Annotated in this window: 19 protein-coding genes and 1 pseudogene; 4 read left to right on the forward strand and 16 right to left on the reverse strand. The window is 46.6% G+C overall.

The genetic code is table 11. From position 1 onward, the window contains the following. Nucleotides 1-39 precede the first annotated feature (39 nt). Nucleotides 40-489 carry a hypothetical protein gene (locus MH117_RS13020; RefSeq protein ID WP_239329144.1) on the reverse strand — a complete coding sequence of 150 codons (450 nt, stop codon included), beginning with the start codon at nucleotides 487-489 and terminating at the stop codon, nucleotides 40-42. 30 nt (nucleotides 490-519) lie between these two features. Then, nucleotides 520-813 (reverse strand): hypothetical protein, encoded by a 294-nt coding sequence (locus tag MH117_RS13025; protein ID WP_239329145.1) that lies wholly within the window; start codon nucleotides 811-813, stop codon nucleotides 520-522. 173 nt (nucleotides 814-986) lie between these two features. On the opposite strand from MH117_RS13025, the pseudogene MH117_RS26830 reads away from it, so the two are divergent. The 3 genes and pseudogenes from MH117_RS26830 to MH117_RS13035 form a co-directional block, all read left to right on the forward strand. Beyond that, nucleotides 987-1,349, forward strand: a pseudogene (locus MH117_RS26830) (recombinase zinc beta ribbon domain-containing protein); the annotation flags it as partial. Nucleotides 1,350-1,358: 9 nt separating this feature from the next. Then, nucleotides 1,359-1,523 (forward strand): hypothetical protein, encoded by a 165-nt coding sequence (locus MH117_RS13030; RefSeq protein ID WP_239329146.1) that lies wholly within the window; start codon nucleotides 1,359-1,361, stop codon nucleotides 1,521-1,523. Nucleotides 1,524-1,550: 27 nt separating this feature from the next. Further along, nucleotides 1,551-1,871 carry a hypothetical protein gene (locus tag MH117_RS13035; RefSeq protein WP_239329147.1) on the forward strand — a complete coding sequence of 107 codons (321 nt, stop codon included), beginning with the start codon at nucleotides 1,551-1,553 and terminating at the stop codon, nucleotides 1,869-1,871. On the opposite strand, the gene rlmH is transcribed toward MH117_RS13035, so the two are convergent. The 7 genes from rlmH to MH117_RS13070 all read right to left on the reverse strand — a co-directional run bounded on the left by rlmH (nucleotide 1,843) and on the right by MH117_RS13070 (nucleotide 9,815). Next, the gene (rlmH, locus tag MH117_RS13040; protein WP_028543668.1) at nucleotides 1,843-2,322 is read right to left on the reverse strand and encodes a 23S rRNA (pseudouridine(1915)-N(3))-methyltransferase RlmH; all 480 of its coding nucleotides are present in this window, start codon (nucleotides 2,320-2,322) and stop codon (nucleotides 1,843-1,845) included. The two genes, MH117_RS13035 and rlmH, sit on opposite strands and share 29 nt — an antisense overlap. Nucleotides 2,323-2,775: 453 nt before the next feature. Then, entirely contained in the window at nucleotides 2,776-4,266 is a 1,491-nt protein-coding gene (locus MH117_RS13045) for an erythromycin esterase family protein (protein WP_239329148.1), read from the reverse strand. Between the two features lie 168 nt (nucleotides 4,267-4,434). Next, nucleotides 4,435-5,877, reverse strand: coding sequence for an erythromycin esterase family protein (locus MH117_RS13050; RefSeq protein ID WP_239329149.1), 1,443 nt, complete (start codon nucleotides 5,875-5,877; stop codon nucleotides 4,435-4,437). Nucleotides 5,878-6,311: 434 nt separating this feature from the next. Next, nucleotides 6,312-7,112 carry a TerC family protein gene (locus tag MH117_RS13055; protein ID WP_239329150.1) on the reverse strand — a complete coding sequence of 267 codons (801 nt, stop codon included), beginning with the start codon at nucleotides 7,110-7,112 and terminating at the stop codon, nucleotides 6,312-6,314. Nucleotides 7,113-7,433: 321 nt separating this feature from the next. Further along, nucleotides 7,434-7,979 (reverse strand): hypothetical protein, encoded by a 546-nt coding sequence (locus tag MH117_RS13060; protein WP_239329151.1) that lies wholly within the window; start codon nucleotides 7,977-7,979, stop codon nucleotides 7,434-7,436. Nucleotides 7,980-8,304: 325 nt separating this feature from the next. Then, entirely contained in the window at nucleotides 8,305-8,475 is a 171-nt protein-coding gene (locus MH117_RS13065) for a CxxH/CxxC protein (RefSeq protein ID WP_239329152.1), read from the reverse strand. Nucleotides 8,476-8,567: 92 nt separating this feature from the next. Beyond that, complete coding sequence (locus MH117_RS13070) at nucleotides 8,568-9,815, reverse strand: S1C family serine protease (protein WP_239329153.1); 1,248 nt, start codon at nucleotides 9,813-9,815, stop codon at nucleotides 8,568-8,570. Nucleotides 9,816-10,123: 308 nt separating this feature from the next. Here MH117_RS13070 and MH117_RS13075 point away from each other — a divergent pair, with 308 nt between their 5' ends. Then, nucleotides 10,124-10,357 carry a hypothetical protein gene (locus tag MH117_RS13075; RefSeq protein WP_239329154.1) on the forward strand — a complete coding sequence of 78 codons (234 nt, stop codon included), beginning with the start codon at nucleotides 10,124-10,126 and terminating at the stop codon, nucleotides 10,355-10,357. On the opposite strand, the gene MH117_RS13080 is transcribed toward MH117_RS13075, so the two are convergent. From MH117_RS13080 to MH117_RS13110, 7 genes are all read right to left on the reverse strand, one after another. Continuing rightward, nucleotides 10,308-11,132 carry an MBL fold metallo-hydrolase gene (locus MH117_RS13080; RefSeq protein WP_239329155.1) on the reverse strand — a complete coding sequence of 275 codons (825 nt, stop codon included), beginning with the start codon at nucleotides 11,130-11,132 and terminating at the stop codon, nucleotides 10,308-10,310. The genes MH117_RS13075 and MH117_RS13080 overlap by 50 nt on opposite strands. Further along, nucleotides 11,129-11,869, reverse strand: a complete 741-nt coding sequence (gene yycI, locus MH117_RS13085; RefSeq protein WP_239329156.1) for a two-component system regulatory protein YycI — start codon at nucleotides 11,867-11,869, stop codon at nucleotides 11,129-11,131. Before yycI ends, MH117_RS13080 begins: the two co-directional genes overlap by 4 nt. A gap of 78 nt (nucleotides 11,870-11,947) precedes the next feature. Then, complete coding sequence (locus MH117_RS13090) at nucleotides 11,948-13,261, reverse strand: YycH family regulatory protein (RefSeq protein WP_239329157.1); 1,314 nt, start codon at nucleotides 13,259-13,261, stop codon at nucleotides 11,948-11,950. Then, the gene (gene walK / locus MH117_RS13095; protein ID WP_239329158.1) at nucleotides 13,258-15,138 is read right to left on the reverse strand and encodes a cell wall metabolism sensor histidine kinase WalK; all 1,881 of its coding nucleotides are present in this window, start codon (nucleotides 15,136-15,138) and stop codon (nucleotides 13,258-13,260) included. The genes MH117_RS13090 and walK overlap by 4 nt, the downstream gene beginning before the upstream one ends. After that, entirely contained in the window at nucleotides 15,138-15,851 is a 714-nt protein-coding gene (gene yycF, locus MH117_RS13100; protein ID WP_239329160.1) for a response regulator YycF, read from the reverse strand. The genes walK and yycF overlap by 1 nt, the downstream gene beginning before the upstream one ends. A gap of 333 nt (nucleotides 15,852-16,184) precedes the next feature. Continuing rightward, complete coding sequence (locus MH117_RS13105; RefSeq protein ID WP_239329161.1) at nucleotides 16,185-17,714, reverse strand: M23 family metallopeptidase; 1,530 nt, start codon at nucleotides 17,712-17,714, stop codon at nucleotides 16,185-16,187. A 256-nt stretch (nucleotides 17,715-17,970) separates the two neighbouring features. After that, a complete protein-coding gene (locus MH117_RS13110) occupies nucleotides 17,971-18,747 on the reverse strand; it encodes a spore coat protein (protein ID WP_239329162.1) in 777 nt (258 codons plus the stop codon). Between the last annotated feature and the right edge of the window lie 94 nt (nucleotides 18,748-18,841).

Raw genomic sequence — 18,841 nt, forward strand, 5'->3', positions numbered from 1 at the left:
TTATCTGCATACAAAACAGAGCCACTCCCCAAGGAGTGGTTATTGATTCTTTGTATCCCATTCAATACTACTTCTCCAATCAGTCCACAATGACTTTATCTTATTGACTAACCATTCTCCACCAAACGTTATCGTTCCTTCATGAGAAGCATAGATAATCCAATCCATACTCTGTGAAGTCCAAAAGCCCTCACCACCTGAGAGATCGCCATTGTAGCAATAATAAGGGTACAGATTTGAAACCTGTATATTGAAAGTCTCACCTGTTTCTAGAAATTCAATCACCTGCTCAACTCCATGGTGCGTAAGCATCGCAATAATATCATTTAGCTTTTCTTCACTCTCTATATATTCGGAATCAAAAGCTATAAGGTCTTCCCTACTGCAATCGAATAATGGATACCAGTAAGGTTGTCCTATATCCCAAACTCGTTCCATATCTTTTCTCAAATTTCTAGAAACCTCTTCTGGTATTATTACTTTTTGCAAGAGAAACCCTCCTTATCTCTTAGACTTCACTCAGACAATGGTCACTGTTGCAATGTCCTTTCCTGCCCAGAGATTAAAGCTATAGCCTGTTTCGAGCAAATGCCAAGGTGCTTCATCGACTATAAAAGCAACATCAGCATATGTATCCCACGTACCATCAATATGTCTTGTTATCCTAACTAGCACAGTCCATGTATCACCATAAAATGTCTTATCCTTGATCTCACCATAGTTTACAACCATATCACGCATCCATTCGTTCACTGGTAACTTACTAGGGTCCTTTTTCCAATTTATAAAGGCTTTATTGAACCTTCTGTCCACGGTAGTAATCCTCCTTACATTATTTCCGACCATTCCAGCACCATAATTGTACCATATACTTACAAAATTTATTTTCATATCGCTTTACAATTCCCCCCTAGTCGGTCGGTGGAATCAAAGTCTTCCTCGTCCTTAGTTAGCTTGTAGATGTTACCAATAACAGTTTCGGCATCATTACCAACCCGCTTTATGCAGGATTCATTCGTTTCAATCAGCACCTAGACTGGACTGATAAAAGGCGCAAAGGCGTAAATAAAGATTACATCCTTGTAAAAGGAGAGCATGAAGCCATTATCCCTCCTTCGGTTTGGGACGCAGCAGTCTCCATGAATAAGATGAAGTCACATAAGCCAGCGAAGACCTTTACGGGTCACTTCCCTTTAACTGGGCTATTACGCTGTCCTATGTGTGGTTGCAGCATGATCAGACATAGATCAAAGGATATTCGCTATTATCAGTGTTCAACACTCCACTCCAAAGGCTCGTCTGTATGTAAAAGTAACCTTGTCTATGCAGACAAAGCAGAGGAATACGTTTATAAAAGAATGGAACAAATAGCTGCTCAACCCGATCTGTTAAGTGACATACTGGACAGAGTCAACTCTAAGGTGCGTGACGTAAAACGCCCACTGCAGGAACAGCTTAATTACATCAACGGTCAAATTGTGGAGAAACAAAAGAACATTGCTAAGTTCATTTCAATGATTTAGAAGTCTGAATCCCCTCCTGCATCAATGATGGAAAGAATTTCGTCGCTAGAAGCAGAAAATAAACAGTTCCTCACTCGTAGATCAGAGATTGAGCAAGAACTAAACATACCGACAATAAAAGAGGTGTCTTTTGAGCGAGTATATTATGTTCTGAATGGCTTCTCTAAGATCATAACGAAGATTGAACCAGAGAAACAGAAAGACTTACTACATTCGATCATCAGTAAAATAACTGTGAATGCTGGCAAACATCCAGCAAAAAGAAGCGTCAAGGACATTGCATTGTTCTTTGACGCTTCCCTTAACGATGAGTTTGTGCTTACTTATGGTAAGGTTCTCCCCGATTAATCTTCACCGCTCGGTAAATCTGCTCCACCAGCACCAAGCGCATCAATTGGTGCGGCAGCGTCATGCGCCCGAAGCTGAGCTTCGACTGCGCGCGGCGCATTACGGCTGGCGACAGGCCTACCGAGCCGCCGATTATATACACGACATGGCTCGTCCCATACGTGCCGAGCTTGTCCATATGCGCCGCCAAGTCTTCACTCGACCAGAGCTGGCCGTCGATTGCTAGCGCAACCACATGCGCCTCCGGCTTCACGTGCGCAAGAATGCGCTCGCCTTCCCGTTCCTGCACCTGCAGCAGCTCGGCGTCGCTCATATTTTCAGGTGCCTTCTCGTCAGGCACTTCGATCACCTGGAACTTCACATAAGGCGCAAGACGTTTGCTATACTCCGCAATGCCCTGCACCAAGTATTTTTCTTTTAACTTGCCTACACTGATCAATTGAATAAACATAATCACTATCCCCGTTTCGATTACAACTCACAAATAGAATAATACGGGCAAATAACCTTCATACCTATTTAAAATAGTCTGTAGCTAATCCCCCTAGAGCTGCTTGCTACAAGCTAGTGTACCCGAAGGGGAACCTTCTAGTCTATGTCCACCCACTGCTTCATTTTTCAAAGTGACCACAAACAACGTCACATTTCACCCCAGTCGGACTAGAAGATAATTATACAATAAAGAAGACAGCCTTCTTTCGAAAGCTGTCCCTGTCCTTGCACTCCCTATAAATATGAGGAGTATCCATCATCATGGCTGTTCTCACTTCTGCTTGCATCTCTACAAACAACATGATTGGCTTGCTCTTCATTTACACACCAGTCCACAGACCATCCAATGAGCGCTACATCTCCCATCCATTCACCCGAGTTAAACCCTAGCTTCCCTTCAACGCCCTTATCCCTATTTCTTAAAATACTTAGGTGCCGATACCTGATCAATATACAATATACCGTCATACTGCTCAAATGGTACGCTGCTTACAGGGGACACACCAGTGTAGTAAGAACCCATCTGCTGTCTCATCCAAGAATTATCTGTCGTCTCTGGTTTATATCGCATGTCTACAAAGGAGTAACGATGTCCTGCCCCCTTCATCACTTCCTCGATGGAGTGCGCCATTGGTGGCAGCACATCGAAAATTTCGCCTGTCACGTGGGCATTTTTGCCGCCCCCCATATACAGACCCATCACGTAGCTTTGATCTTTGAACTTTGTCTTCTGCATCAGCTCGCCCATATGCACACGCGGCAGCGAGTTTAACTCCTTGGAATACGCCTTGGAAATGTGACCGTTGTGCGCCCACACGATCATTTTCTCTTTCGGGTACACATTCGTTGCCAGCCAGACCAAGTTGTCCGCCATCATGCGGTCACGATATTCGGAGGACTTGATAACAGATTGATAGTCCATCGACTTGCCTAACATAAATCCGGTCGAAGCAATCGTCGTCTCCATGTACTCCTTCACCACTTGGATACGGTTATCAAGTGCACGCTCGACCATCTTCACGATGTGCGGGTTGTCCGGGAATTGACGACGCAGCGCATCGGCACGTTTAGGCGTAATCTGGCGCACTTGTTGGTACACATTTAACAGCTTCGGCTTTGCTTTGGCATAAGCAGCCAGATCCTCGCTTTGCTCCCAGCGGTCCAACTCCAGCTCGGCCTCCTGGAAGCGCTTGGCCAGCTTGGCATCCCCCATCCATTCGCCTGATAATAATGGCCCTTGCGGCTGCATATCGAACCCAGCCAACGCCAGCGGCTTCTTCGTCTTTTGCGTATCCTGAATATATTGGAACAACGGTACCGTCTCTTCCGCCTGCCAGATGCGGAAGATGGAATCCTTCATCGTTTGTACGGGCTTCTTGGACTTCACGTTCCCGTAAGCAGAAGCGGCATTGCCGAGATTCGTCTCAAACGCAACCACATTAAAGCCCAGTTCTTGATGCATATATTGAATGAGTCGTGTCTTCACCGAATTGTATTCAGCTGCACCGTGAGAACTTTCGCCCAAGTATACGATACGTTTGTCCTTTAGCAGCGTTTTTAATGGCGCCAAGTCTTTGAATTGGTCTGCCTTGACGACTGCATTCTTTGTAGCTTCAGGCTTGATGGTTTTCAATGCAATGGCATTGCTCTTCATCCACTGCTGCCAATCTTGACGCGTTTCTGTGCTGGTTCGTGCTCCATCCTGATCTGCTGCCTTCACTTCATTTGCTTTTTGCGCTTGTGCGCCATTCTGCGCCGCTGGTTCCGCTGTCACAGCTTCCTTGCTCTCAGCAGCAGCTCCATGAACAGTCGTTGTATAGGATAATAACGTTCCCAGTGTCATGATCGTAGCGAGGAACAAGGACAAGCTCCGCTTCTTCCAAGTTAGTGATTGTGTGTTCATCCGAACATCCTCCAAGTCATATATGTAGTGGCTTATTACTAAGCACGCGTTTACCTATTTAGCCAAGCAATCATGTAACCATTTGCTAAAAAAGAAGCCTGGTTATCCTTTTCTTCATTCCATCATCTCGCATCAGATCTTCCTTATTGCACAACTACCGTTACTCTCCTACTCGATGTAATTCGATGGCTTCACTTTATCGATATACAGAATGCCGTCATACTGATCGCGCGGCACAAATGTCTCTGGGTACATGCCCCAATAGTATCCGGTACGCTTCTGAGTCATCCACGAGTTACCCGGTACCTTTAACTGATGACGCATGTCCACAAACGTATACGGGCGATTAGCCGACTTTATTACCGCTTCGATCGAGTTTGGCTGCAATGCCGCGACATCGATTGGATTGCCCGTGTTGTCCGCTGTCTGACCGCTGCCCATATACAAACCAAGCGAATAGCTGTAAGGCCCAAATAACGTTTCATGCATCCGCTCACCCATTGCTTTTGCCGGGATGAACGATTGTTCTATCTTCGATTGCGCTTTGCTGATATGGGTGTTATGTCCCCAAACGATGATTTTCTCTGTCGGATAGACCTCGGTAGCCAACCAAAGCAGATTGTCGGCCATCGATTGATCGCGCCATTCAAACGTTTTTAACATCGGCGCATAGTCAGCCTTTTTAATAGCTATATTGGCGTTGATGTTCATTTCCAAATACGCTTCTACCACTCGAATCCGATCGTCCAAAGTCCGGTTAACCAGAGCAACAATATGCGGGTTGTCTGGATACTGCTCCATTAATTGTTTTTCACGTGTTGCGACCTTGCTTTTAACATCTTTGTACAGCTTCAACAGCTCGGGCTTCACCTGCTGGTAAGCTGCCAGATCTTCGGAACCAAGCCAAGAGCCCAACTTTTTATCCATCTCGGTGTACCGCTTCGCTAACTCCTCATCTCCCATCCAATCACCAGACAAGAAAGCACCCATGGATTGCATATCCACGCCCGTTAATTGCAGCGGTTGAGCCGTTGCTTGTGTATCTTTTAAATATTGAAATAATGGCAGTGTCTCTTGAGCCCACCATTGTGGGAAAACAGAGCTTTTCATCATCTGTTCTGGCGTCTTGCTCTTTACGTTTCCATACCCTGTAACCGCATTGCCCATCGGTGTTTCAAAGGCAACTACGTTAAAGCCCAGCTCTTCATGCAAAAATTGAATGATGCGTGACTTCGCCGAATTGAACTCGGCTGCTCCATGAGAGCTCTCACCGAGGTATACGATACGTTTGTCCATTAGAAGCGGCTTCAGCATATCAAGATCTGAAAAGCTGCCTTTCGCAAACTTGCCATCCTTCATCGCTGCAGGCTGAATCGTATCCAGCGAATAGGCGTATGTCTTCATCCACTTCTGCCACTGCTCCAGCTGAGCCGCAGATGTTGTATCCTTTATTTCAATAGTAGTGTTAGAGGCAGACTTGCTTGCTTCCTCCCCTTGAGCATATATAGATGTTCCAAATGAGAGCATGGAACCTAATGATAAGACAGATGCAAGCGCAATCTGGATCGTGCGGCGCTTCCAATTTGTTGTGAAAGTGTTTGTGCTAGTCAACTTAAACATCTCCTCTGTGTCGTCGTTCTTGATGCCCCCATCGTAACCCGCTTCACAACTAAAAACCTTATAATACCGCTGAATTATACCCTTTTTAGGGTTGAGTGGAGCATCTAAATGGATGAATGGAACGCTTATGAACGTTGAAGGTATACCCCCAGTATCGTAATTCCCATCCATGATCTAGTCTTATCGCTCGATGAGTTACATCTGCATACACAGCAAAAAGACGCTGCCCCATTTTCAAGAGCATACGCCTTTGACCTAGCTTGTTTTGTACCACCTGTTCCTTGTTACCTTACTACTTACTTCCTCGCGTCATCGATGGACACCGTTCTTTATTTCTTTACTTTTGCTATCGCTCTGTTGACTCCGTTACTTTAACTCCATCACAACAAGCATCATCCTGCCTGTGGTCTATCGATCAAGCGATCTTACTCTGCAGCAGCCAATGGCTTTTTATCCCCCTGCTCTTTATCGCTCGATAAGAACCAACCGCCTACAGCAATTAATACCAGCACAACATAGAACGTAATTTTCCACGCAGAAGAATGAGCAAACGATTCTGGAATAATGGCCAACGCCGGATGAGACATCGTATATACCGCCAGCTTCACCCCGACCCAACCTACAATCGCAAAGGCCGCAACCTCTAAGCCAGGCTTACGCTCCAGCAGCTTCACAAACAACGTCGCCGCAAAGCGCATAATAACCAACCCGACAAAGCCCCCAATAAAGATCACAAGGAAGTGACCACCATCCATGCCGCCGATATTTGGCAGCTTCGTAGCCGGGAGTGCAACAGCAAGTGCAACGGCTGCTAGAATTGAATCAACAGCAAACGCAATATCCGCTACTTCGACTTTAATGACCGTTGTCCAGAAGCCTGCGCCTTTTACTTTCTTAGCGGCAGCATCCGCCTCAGCTTGCGAATCGCCATGTTTTTTGAAGATTACTTTTCTGAAGATGTGGTTCAGCGACATAAATAAGAGATATAAGGCTCCAATCGCCTGCACCTGCCATACATCTACTAGATACGAGATCGCAAACAAAGAGCCGAATCGGAATACAAAAGCGCCCGCGAGTCCATAAAATAACGCTCTTTTCCGTTCTTTCTCCGGCAAATGCTTCACCATGATAGCTAGAACCAGCGCATTGTCCGCTGCCAGGAGACCTTCGATGGCAATTAAGACTAATAATACCCATCCGTACTCCATCAATAATGCAAAATCCATCTTGATCCCTCCATTGTTATCTTATTAATGCCCATTTTGTCTGCACATGATGAGTGGATTGCCGCTTTGCAGGTTGTTCGCATGTTATTACACAAAAAAGACCTTTGCCTAAATAGGCAAAGGTCTCGCTAACAACGTTACGTTGCCAATAAAGCCGGAGAAGTTCATTCTCGAAATGACGACTTTACTGTAGCAGCTACTCCCCTTTGGAGTATGTTCACACACTATGAAGTTCGACTTGTTGCCTTCTTGCTCTTGATGACTACGTTACAAATACGCACGTAGACGGCAGCAGGTTTCAAAACTTTTTATATTATTTTTTTAAAATCCTAACAAACGTCTAAACCAATAAAATAAGTCTTCCGTAATAGGAACGAGGCCGAATCCATGCTTCCCAATCACTACGACACCGTAGGCCCACTCGCCAATACTCCCTACACCAAGTGCCTTCTCTGCAATCACTAACGCGCCAAGTCCCCACTCTCCGATCGCAATAGCACCAACCGCCGCTTCGCCAATCGCGATGGCACCTATAGCAAATGGCGCTAAAGCGATTGCCCCTAGCGCGAGGCCATTGCTTATAGAGATGGCGCCCACTGCCAACCACAGAGCTGCTGCTATCGCTCCGACAGAGAATAACCCCAGGCTAATAACGCCGATCGAGATCAAACCAACCGCAATATCACCGATCGCAATCAAGCCTACCGCCACTTTGGGGCGGTGAAATTTCCCTTGTCGATAGGACAAGTTGCTTCTAATACTAATGATCGGAAAGTTTGGAGAAGGCCACTGGTAATCAATTTCCCTGTCGTGTCCGCTCGCATATTCATCTGTCATCATTCGTTTGAATCGTTGATGCCATTTCATGCTAACACCCCGCTCTATTATCTTCATGTACCTCTATTGTACTTCAGCCGAAGAAAATCGTGATCAGGCCGTGACTGTACAGCAGTTCCGTCCCTAGACCGATATATGCACAACTGTAAAAGAGTATGACATGCTCCTCAAACGTTCATCCACATGTGGATAACCTCATTTTTGCTTCCAATCCGACTTATCCCCAAGCAAATAAAAGAACAAGGGCTCGGTCTTCACACCATTACCCTTGTTCTCACATTCTCATCAATATATCCACAAGCATTCGCTCTGCTACAATCAGAGCTTCATCTTCCTAATGGCGCTACGGCCATGCTTACACAACCAGAAACTGCGCTTCCGCTTCACAGTTCATGCAGCACTTGATCGGACGCTCCCAGTCACTGAACTGCGCATCGTCCAGATTAACGATATCCGGCGCATCTTCAAATTCATCCACAAACTTATCAATGGCGAGCTCCACGTGCTCTTTACATACTACGTACATGATGTTCCCTCTTTCTTGCCTTCTTGCTGACTGTGTATACGTATAACTCTACCCCATCAGTATGATTTGTTCAAGGGTGAAGCGTCATCCCACTATGATTCTGGCTTATCCGTAAGTGTGATTGCAACTGTCATCATCTCGCCATCGCGATAGAACACGACATTCATAGAATCGCCAATCTTCTTGTTCTCATACAAATATTTACGAAGCTCAAGGGTGGAACCGATGTCCTCACTGTCAAACTTCACAATAACGTCATTCAGCTTCAGGCCCGCCGTTTCTGCAGGTCCTGTTGCTTCAAGCACGATTACACCTTGAGTAACGGAATCAGGCAGCTTCATATCCGCCCGCTGCTCCTTTGTAATCGGTGCATATGGATTGTTAAGGTCAACCGTGTATACCCCAAGGTATGGACGAACGACCTTGCCGTTCTCCATCAATTGCTCGACGATAGACGTCACTTCGTGCGATGGAATCGCAAATCCCAATCCTTCTACACCTGTCGTGGAGATCTTCATCGTATTGATGCCGATGACACGTCCGCTCAGGTCCACGAGAGCGCCACCGCTGTTGCCTTCATTGATGGCGGCATCCGTCTGAATGACACTTTGCTCCCAGTCATAGACGCCATCTGCATTCAGCGAGACTGGTATCACCCGGTTTGTGTAGCTGATAATACCGGCAGTCAAGGAGTCGCCTAGGCCGAGTGGATTGCCGATGGCAATTACCGTCTCGCCTCGGCGCAGCTTGCGGGAATCACCAAGCTCCGCAACAGCCGAAATGCCAGCGCCATCCATCTTCAGTACAGCAATATCTGTCACTTTATCCTTGCCGACCAGTTCAGCATGCTTACGCTGTCCATTCGCCATCACAACTTCCAATAAATCAGCGCCCTGCACAACATGATCATTAGTCATCACATAAGCTTTGCCATCTTCTTGCTTAAAAATGACGCCAGAACCAAGGCTCGCCTCTTGGGGCTTGCTTTCCTGCTCCATCAGGTCCTTCTGCTTGTTGACGATGCTGACGACTGTTGGGCTTACTTTTGCTGCGGCCTGCACGATCCGTTCATATGGATCATTCACATATCCCCCGCTAGCTGATGCAATCTGCTGGCTCGGAGTCCCCGTTCCCGTAAGCCAGCTATATAGAATAACCGCCATTAATGCACTAATTACAGAGCTAATGACAGCAACCTTAACGGTTGATATCTGCCGTCTGCTCCGCGCTCTGCTAAGCTTACGCCACCCTGTACGCGGTGCCTGTTCCTCTTCCAGCCAAGCACGTTCGCGCCTGCGTGATATTTTTGGCGAATAGAAATCATCATCAAACAAGCCCATCCGCAACCAACTCCCTCTCAACCAGGGCCCTCGCCCCTCCGGTTGTTCCCAATTCGAAGCCCTCACTTGGCTCTATTTCCATTTACACATGAATGCGACTGCTTCAAACGGTTAACAATATATATTAATGCATATGACAAGCTTACAATGAACATGAAATGAAAAGAATTCTGTTTGCCCATAAACGCTGAACAATTGTCATAGACTGTCTGTCTGATTCATATTCTATCACAAGATACTTCATAGAGGGCTTGATTACGAGAAAGTATTCTCTATTATTTCATCCCATTTCGAGAGGAGAATGAGCTATGTCACGAATATCCCCTACTTGGTCGGACATCGACCTTATCGGTAAAATTGCCGATCTCAAGCATGACAATTATCGTCTTACCTTGGCCGTCTCCACCATGATGGAGCTGTTGGTCGAGAAAGGACTGCTAACGCATGATGATATCTCACGCAAGGCAGCCGACCTGGATGCCTTCCTGCAAGTTACAGATGAAGCGCCAGCTTCTGCTCGCGCACGGTATCCCATGACGTAGGACGGTCATAATACGTATCTAGAATCTTCAGTTCTGACTCTTTGTAGAAATGGCCCCGGTCCTCCATCACATTCTGGACCGTCATCTTGGCCAAGTCCTGCTGATTATGCTCACGGCTGAGATGCGCCAGATAGACACGGCGCGTGTTGCCGGTCATAGCATCACATAGCGCCTCACCAGCCGCTTCATTAGATAAGTGACCCATATCGCCAAGGATGCGGCGCTTGATGTTCCAAGGATAACGGCCCATGCGGAGCATTTCCACATCGTGATTCGACTCCAGCACCATAACGTCAGAGTCTACAATGGCATCACGAACCTTGTCGCTCATGTAGCCCAGATCTGTTGTCACGCTTAGCTTCGTATCACCCTCGTGAAACGTATACGCGACTGGCTCCGCTGCATCATGTGAGATGCCAACGGATTCGACACGCAAGTCGCCAAAGTCTTTTGCTTCCCCCGTCTGCATCACAATCCGATTCTCTTCTGCAATTGTCCCAATATGCTTTTCTAGTGCTTCCCATGTCTTCTCATTGGCATAGACAGGAACGTTGTGCTTACGTGCGAATGCACCTAGCCCCTTAATATGGTCCGAGTGCTCATGCGTAACTAGAATGCCGTCAATATTAGCGCCAGACAGACCCTGTTCCTTCAAAAGTTCGTCTGTCCGCTTGCAGCTTAATCCAACATCTATCATCAAGGTGGCATCGTCATTTTGAATAACCGTTGCATTCCCTGTAGAACCGCTCGACAACACGGTAAATCGTAAACTCATAGCTTGCTCTCCTTCTTTCCTACTGGCACATGCTCTACTGCTCCGTTAATCGCGTTCATATAGTACGCGTCGCCACTATCCAACAATACTCTCCAAGTAGGTGCTGCTACCTGCGTATCCGTGTTAAACAATTGCCCATGATACCCGAGCCGCACATCTCTTACGACCGCATTGGTTGGCAATATTTCAATAACCCTGCCAAGTGCTTGTGTAGCAGGGAGTATTTTCTGCTCCTGGGCATCCTTCGAATCTTCCGGCTCCGCATATTGCTGGCTGAAAGCCTTGATCTTCTGACTTTCATAATACAACTCAAGCTTTACCTCAAATAGTGGCAGTCCGTTAGCCATTTGCTGATGCAGCACAAATACACGATCATCACCGGAAAATTGATCATAGTGGTACATTTCCATATGCTCAATTTCATCATCCAACCCGCGGACAAGCTCCTTTTGTGAGAAAATAATTTTCGTATCTTCCTGTTGCTTCAAAGGTGTCTTGTACTTCCTAGTTGTAATCCGATACGTCAGCTCATGCAAGGACGGGGTCTCGGACGGTATGGTCGCCAACACTTGGATCTGCTTCTTATTCATAATAAGCTGCGTCTCCGCAGACAAGGAAGTCCAATCCAGCTCAGAGTGCATCTTATCTCGCAAATCCTGCCATAACTGATAACCGAGCACTACATTAAGCAGCAGAAACGCATAAATAAGCACACTTTTGGCACGGCTCCAATCCATCCTGGACACCTCCTTTTCTCTATTAATGGGGGAAAGCTATCGGAAGGCCTTTTATCACTCATGGCCCTCCGCATCGTCCTATGGTTCCAACAGCTCGGTTGTACCATCTGTATACTTTACTTGCCATACGGGATGTAATCGAATTTGCTCTTCACTCATAGACGGTTCATATACCGGGTTTATTTCAGCAATAAGCGCGTATTTAGATAATTTCTTCAGTTGCGCAATCAGTGGCTCGCCAGCGATCAACTTCTTGATCTGCTTCTCATCCGCATGAGCACCAAGTTGTATCAATGAACGCTCATAGTTCATGACCATCCCCTGCTGCAGCGTAACCTGCACATAACCAAATCGAGTGTCCTTTGTGCTAATAATCGGGTAAGATCCCCAATATTGCTGGAACACCAGCCGATTGTGCGTTCCGCTTAGAGTAGGGATGCCCGGACTTCCTTGAGCCATGTTCTCCATCACAGACAAACGGAAGCGACCACTCCAGCCACCGCGCTGATTAATGAAGTTAACGGAGGTCATCACATCACTCGTCATGTCCGTTCGTTCCTCTGTCGGCGCAGTAGCATCGGAATACGTAATCCAAAGCTGATTTCGCTGTACTTGCAGCCCCCGTTTACCATCTGTATATATCTTAGAGCCATCATTCTCTTGAATGATCTTTGTCAGGGTAGGGTCAAAAAATAAACTCCTCTGCATCTGCTCCGGTGAAAATACCGTGTACGGCAGCTTGACCTCTACCATCTCGATCGGCTCCTGCGGTACATAAAATGTTCCGTTTACCAGTCGATAAGGTGTCCCTGAGCTCCCGAATTCTACTAGCTGCTTTACATCTTGCACGGACAAGTCCGCTCTAGTCGACTCATAAATCCGATTATCTTCCGCCGTAAAGAAGAAGACTCGCACCTCGTTTAACTCTTCTGATGCGTACAGCCATACTTTATATATACTTTCCGTCTGGAATGCCGCATCTTCTGAAATAGGCAGCACTTTCTGCAGCAGCTTTGCCGGTACAGGTGAGTTAAAGCGCAGTTCCAAGCCTTGCTTCTTCTCCTGTATTGCGGCCCAGTCTAGATCTGCCCCTGATTTTAATTGGAACCCATCGTATGAGCGTCCTTGCAGACGTTTCATAATAAAGTTAAAGAAGATCGTTCCCGGGTCCATAATCGTATGCTTGTTGCCACCAAGGTGAAGCACCATATGTTCAGGATAAATCAGATTATCCACTTTCTCTTCCGGCCCCAAAGGGTCTGCTTTAATGTACGTGCTTCCCGCTCGTTTAACGACATCGAAGTTCGGCATGCTATAAGCCAAGAGGAAGCTTTGCACCAAACTTAGCAGTACAAGCACCGCCAGTACGATTGATTTACTCCGCTCCATCATACTTCAGCTTCACTCCCCTCAGTCTCCTCCGGCTGTGCCGATGACACTGGAGCAGACAATGGCAGTGTGAATGTAACACAGGTGCCCTCATTCCATTCCGACTCGATGCCGATTGTGCCGCCGTGTGAAATTACCATTTCCCGGGCAATGGATAAACCAAGGCCTGTCCCGCCCATATTACGCGAGCGCGCCTTATCCACGCGATAGAAACGTTCAAATATTCGCTCCACATCTTTCTCCGGTATGCCCATTCCATCATCCTGCACAACAATAGCGACATACTTACAATCATCTGTAATCGATGCAGACAATGTAATCGTGCCTTGTTCCGGTGTGTACTTAAAAGCATTCGATACCAGATTATCCAGTACCTGATCAATTTGATCTCGGTCCATTGTGACTTTCGGGATACCGAACTCTATCTGAACGACAGATTGAATATGCTTATTTTGAAATTGAAACGAGAAGCGGTCGACGACCTCCTCTAGTAATTCAGAGATCTCAATAGGCTGCATACGTATCTTCGCCTGCTTCGAATCTAGACGAGACAGATGAAGCAGATCCGTAACCAACCGGATCATCCGTTCCGTCTCATTGTGAATGACGCCTACAAAGCGGCCAGCTAATTGTGGCTCGTCCAAAGCACCGTCATCCAGCGCTTCGACGTAACTTTTGATCGTCGTTAACGGTGTGCGCAGCTCGTGCGACACATTTGCTACGAATTCACGGCGAGATTGATCCAACTTCTCTTGCTCTGTCACGTCTTGAAGGACGACAATCGTACCCGTAATACCTTCTCCTCTACGGTGAATCGGCGTAAACGTGACCCGCAAAATGGAATCATGATCAGCTTCTCCCTCTTCCTCTGCATGAACAGGAAGCAGCATCCAATTGGTCTTGTCCTCAACCCGCTCCCTGAGCTCTAACTCCGATAAGCCAAGCAAGGCTGATAATTGCTTGCCTTCACATGCTGCAGGACGAATCCTGAGCATCAGGCTGGCCCGCTTATTCATCACGATAACCCGTCCGTGCTCATCCGTAGCCAATACGCCGTCACTCATGTTGGTTAGAATGGAGGCCAGCTTCTCCTTTTCTTCCTCGTTGACACTAAGCGCCTCCTGAAGCCTGCGCGTCATATCGTTAAACGCTTCGCTTAATTGGCCAATTTCATCATTTCCGAGTACAGGGACTTGTCCCTCAAAGTTACCTTCAGCAACTCGAGTAGCCTGCTTCGTAATGTCCTTGATCGGCTGTGTAATCGTATGCGCCAATATAATGCCAAGCACAGCAGTAAGACCAAGTGCAATCGCCATCCCTGACAAAAAAATACGATTAATATTATCGATAGTATCGTACAAGTCTTTCATCGAGGCCACAACGTAGAGTGCTCCGAGATTTTTGGCGCCATACTGAATCGGCTGTGCCAACACCTTTTTGCGCTCATTATCCTTGCCGATAATGACTTCCTCATTGTCCCGCAGTCCCTGTAGGGCTCGGTTAACAACCGTCTCCGTATTCTTGCGGCCTACATAATTATCGTCAGGCTGGCTGGAAGTGGTAAGTACTTTACCCGTAGCGTCAAGCACTTGAATTTCGATTCCGTTCATATTAGACACACTTCGAACGATCGCATTTAAGTCTTCTCGTGAACGTTCAAAATCTGTTCCTTCGACCATATCCAGCTTCGGCCCGACCTGCATCAGAACAAAGTTGGTAGTGGTCTGCAATTCCTGTGTAAAATTGTTCGTGAGTGTATGCTTCATCGTACTGACAAAATAGACCCCGATAAGCTGCATCGCAATCAAGATCAACAGTACATAAATAATGATTAACTTGGCTTGAATCGTACGTAAAAACCGGCTGATCCACACCGCCATCACAGCCCTCCGGACTTGGGATTACGCATCATGTAGCCAAGTCCACGCCGTGTAATAATATACTCCGGTTTGCTTGGATCGTCTTCGATCTTTTCGCGCAGACGCCGTATTGTCACATCCACTGTGCGAACGTCGCCAAAATACTCATAACCCCATACTGCCTGCAGCAAATGTTCGCGAGTCATGACTTTCCCACTGCTTCGCACCAAATAATGCAGCAGCTCAAACTCGCGGTGGGTCAGATCGAGCGGTTCGCCATTCTTGTAGACAATATACATATCCGTATCAATAAGCAGCTCGTGCAGGCGGATACCCTGCTTCTCCTCTGCTGCCGCTGTCGATTCTACCTTCTGTTGACGACGGAGATGTGCTTTTACGCGGGCAAGCAGTTCACGTGTACTAAACGGTTTGGTGACATAGTCATCTGCACCCATTTCGAGACCGAGTACCTTGTCCAACTCCGTATCCTTGGCCGTAAGCATAATAATCGGCATATGCAAATGCTGCCGCACTTCACGACATACATCCATGCCATCCTTCACTGGCAGCATCAAGTCTAATAACATCAAGTCGGGCTTCTCCTGGAGCGCCAACTCCACCGCCGCGCCTCCATCAAATGCACAAACGACTTCATAGCCTTCCTTCTCCAAGTTGAACTTCAAAATATCTGCAATCGGCTGTTCATCGTCCACGACCAATATTTTGCCGTACATGAACTCCACCTCTTTTCTTATAAATCCAAATCCCATTCGTCTATTTTATCATACTTGTCGCTATACCCTGATAGTAAACGTTGGAGAGTGCACTGTCCACTTTATGCAGCCCCGTTGCCCAAGAAATGTCTAGACTCTCGCAGCCAATTAAATAAGTACTATAATCTTATACGCTGGATCTCCTTGGGTTTCATATATTCCGTTTCATGATGTTCACTGCATGCTGACGTTCTGGAAGGCCCCAATAATCTATTTCGTATACAGTCACTTACCGCACTCGGATATACATGTACAAAAAGAAGCAAGGCAACGTTTGCCCTGCTTCTCATATGGTTATAAATATTTAAGTGGATTTTCAATGTCATCGCCCTTATGGATCTCAAAGTGCAGGTGAGTTCCAGTGGAATTCCCGGTACTGCCCATCACCCCGATTGCTTGGCCTTTCTCAACAATGTCGCCCACATTAATGTTAATCTCGCTGAGATGGCCATACAACGTCTCATAGCCATTCCGATGGTTAATAATAATTGTGTTGCCGTATCCATTCTTCACGCCCGCAAAAGACACTACGCCTTCATCAGAAGCCATAATCGTCCGATCTGAAGAGACAAGATCGATCCCCTTATGCATACGTCCCCAGCGCGTGCCATAACCGCTCGTTAATTGTGCGCCGCTCACAGGATAAGCAAATGTACCTGAGCCTTCGCCACGAACTACCTTCGTTCCACGAATAATAATCTCGGGAATCGTTGGTTCAATAACTTCCTGATTGATCCACTCTTCCTTCGTCAAGCGTCCATTATCCTTGATCAAGCGATAAGACATGCGCTTTAATCCTTGCTTGCCTTGACGAACTACTTTGGATTGACCCGCTTTCATTTCCGGGTCTTCTTTGATTATTTTCTGAGGCTCGGTAACCAAATATTCACTGTAAGCTTCAACCGTCTTAACTGTTATTAACGGCTTCGGCTCTGTTAAATCGAGTACTTGTCCGATCTGAATAAATTCTTCGCCTACACTCGGGTTATTGCGGTAGATCGTCTCGATAGATACCTCTTTATCACGGGCAATCGAGGATACCGTATCCCCCTTCTTTACCTCGTACTTAACCGGTCGGGTACTGCCCGTCGTTAGCATCGACATCGCTTCTACCGGCGTGAGCACCTTGTTCGGATCAATCTTCTTATCCACGGTTGCTACACGTTCACGAAGGGTAACCGATTCGACGCGAGATACCGCCTTCATCGCATGTGTCGAGCGTGTTGCCGACAAAGTACGAACTTGTCCTGCTCTCTTGCCGTGATCGGGATCGTACTTAGCCTTCGCCTGCGCCAGGATCTGATCAGCCGTCGTCTGGTCCTTCACATAACCAACGGCCTCTCCGTTAACCTTCAGCTCAATAGCAGCAGCATAGGCCGGAATCTGGCCTTTCAGTTTGGATAGCGTCTCTTCAGTCGCTGGCTCGGCTTTGTACTTAGCATCTGCAACCGTATGAATAGCAGAAGTATCAATCTCCATAATCGCATTCGGATGCTTCTCTTGTACTTCCTCAAGACGAACTGCGTACATACGCTTCAAGTCATCTTGTGTTGATACAGTACCGACTAATTCATTGCCTCTATATACGTTCAAGAATGTTATTGTATTTGCATCGACATAAGCTGTGCCGCCCCATATCGCGGCAGTCATAACAGCTACTCCAGTAACCGATAGAACGATCTGCTTACGGGATTGGCTCACCCATTGCTTCATAGTGGCGGCGTTCGCCTTGTTGCGCCATGCAGACGTCAACTTCCCCCATCGGCTAGGAGATTGAGGTCTATTCAAGCCTTCATCATGAAGGTCTTTATCGAATTGTTCCATGATACTCTCCTTATAATGATCTTGCCTTATTGTCCCTTTATCTGTTGCTGCATCTATACTTTCTGTACATAAGTTGCCCCTAGTACAACATCTCATGCGACAAAAGTTAACGTTTTGTCACCTTTTTTACTGTAACACAAGTCGAAGAAGAGATGCAACTGACGCATTCAGCCAAAAAAACAAGAAAAAAGGCCCCTCTATGAGAGGCAGCCATTTTACATTATCGTTTGATTTTATTGTATTTTGTATTTCTCCATCAAGGTTGTGTCTTAGGGTCAGTGCCTGTAAGCAGCTGCCGCATCTCTTTATATTGCTCATCATCTAAGTGTTTAGCTAGTATTTGTTCGACCTCTGTCATTTCAGATGAAGTTAATCCACCCTCCATTAGAGTCGAAATCCGCTGCCATCCCTCCTGCGGCAGCTTCTTCATTAAGGTGGTGAATACTTTATTTTTGGCTTCCGCTGACAATTGATCTTTATTCTGTGTCAAAGCCTCTGGCGACATCACAACCTCTTCTTGATTACCCAACTGGGATGATTGTCCGTTCGCCTCTTCTGTAGATACTGCGCCCCATACCGGAAGTGCACCATCTTTCTCTTGTGGAGTTGTTGATTTCTGACCATCTTCTCCACTAGTCCGATTACTTTGCCCCAACTTATCACCTTGAGATGATGCACCTAAGTCCGAATGGCCCTGTTGTGTATTCGTGTTTGCGTCATTGGTTCTACTTTCATTAGCGTCATCTGCCTTAGAGATATCTTTAGCCTGCTCATCAGTGGAAGAGGAAGTCGTATTATCTGCTCCAGTGCTGGAACTTGCCGCCTCTTTATGATGCTCACCACCCCACAAGGAAGCCCACATCGTCATCACCGTCATAGATTGACGCTGTATAGGGATATTGTATTGTGAAATAGCAGACTGAATATACCGATCAACAACGAGTGCTGTTGTGCCTATCGTCAACAAGCTTGAGATAATGCCTACAATAACAATGATTGCAGTCATCTGGAAAATGCGAAGAAACCATCGCATAGTAATGTTGCCTCCTTTTGCATCTATAGAATTTTCTAAGTGACATGACATTCGATTATTTGCGTTCGACTGTTTTTTTACTTCTCAGTATTTC

The sequence above is a fragment of the Paenibacillus sp. ACRRX genome (genome assembly GCF_022346885.1).
GTDB lineage: Bacteria > Bacillota > Bacilli > Paenibacillales > Paenibacillaceae > Paenibacillus_B.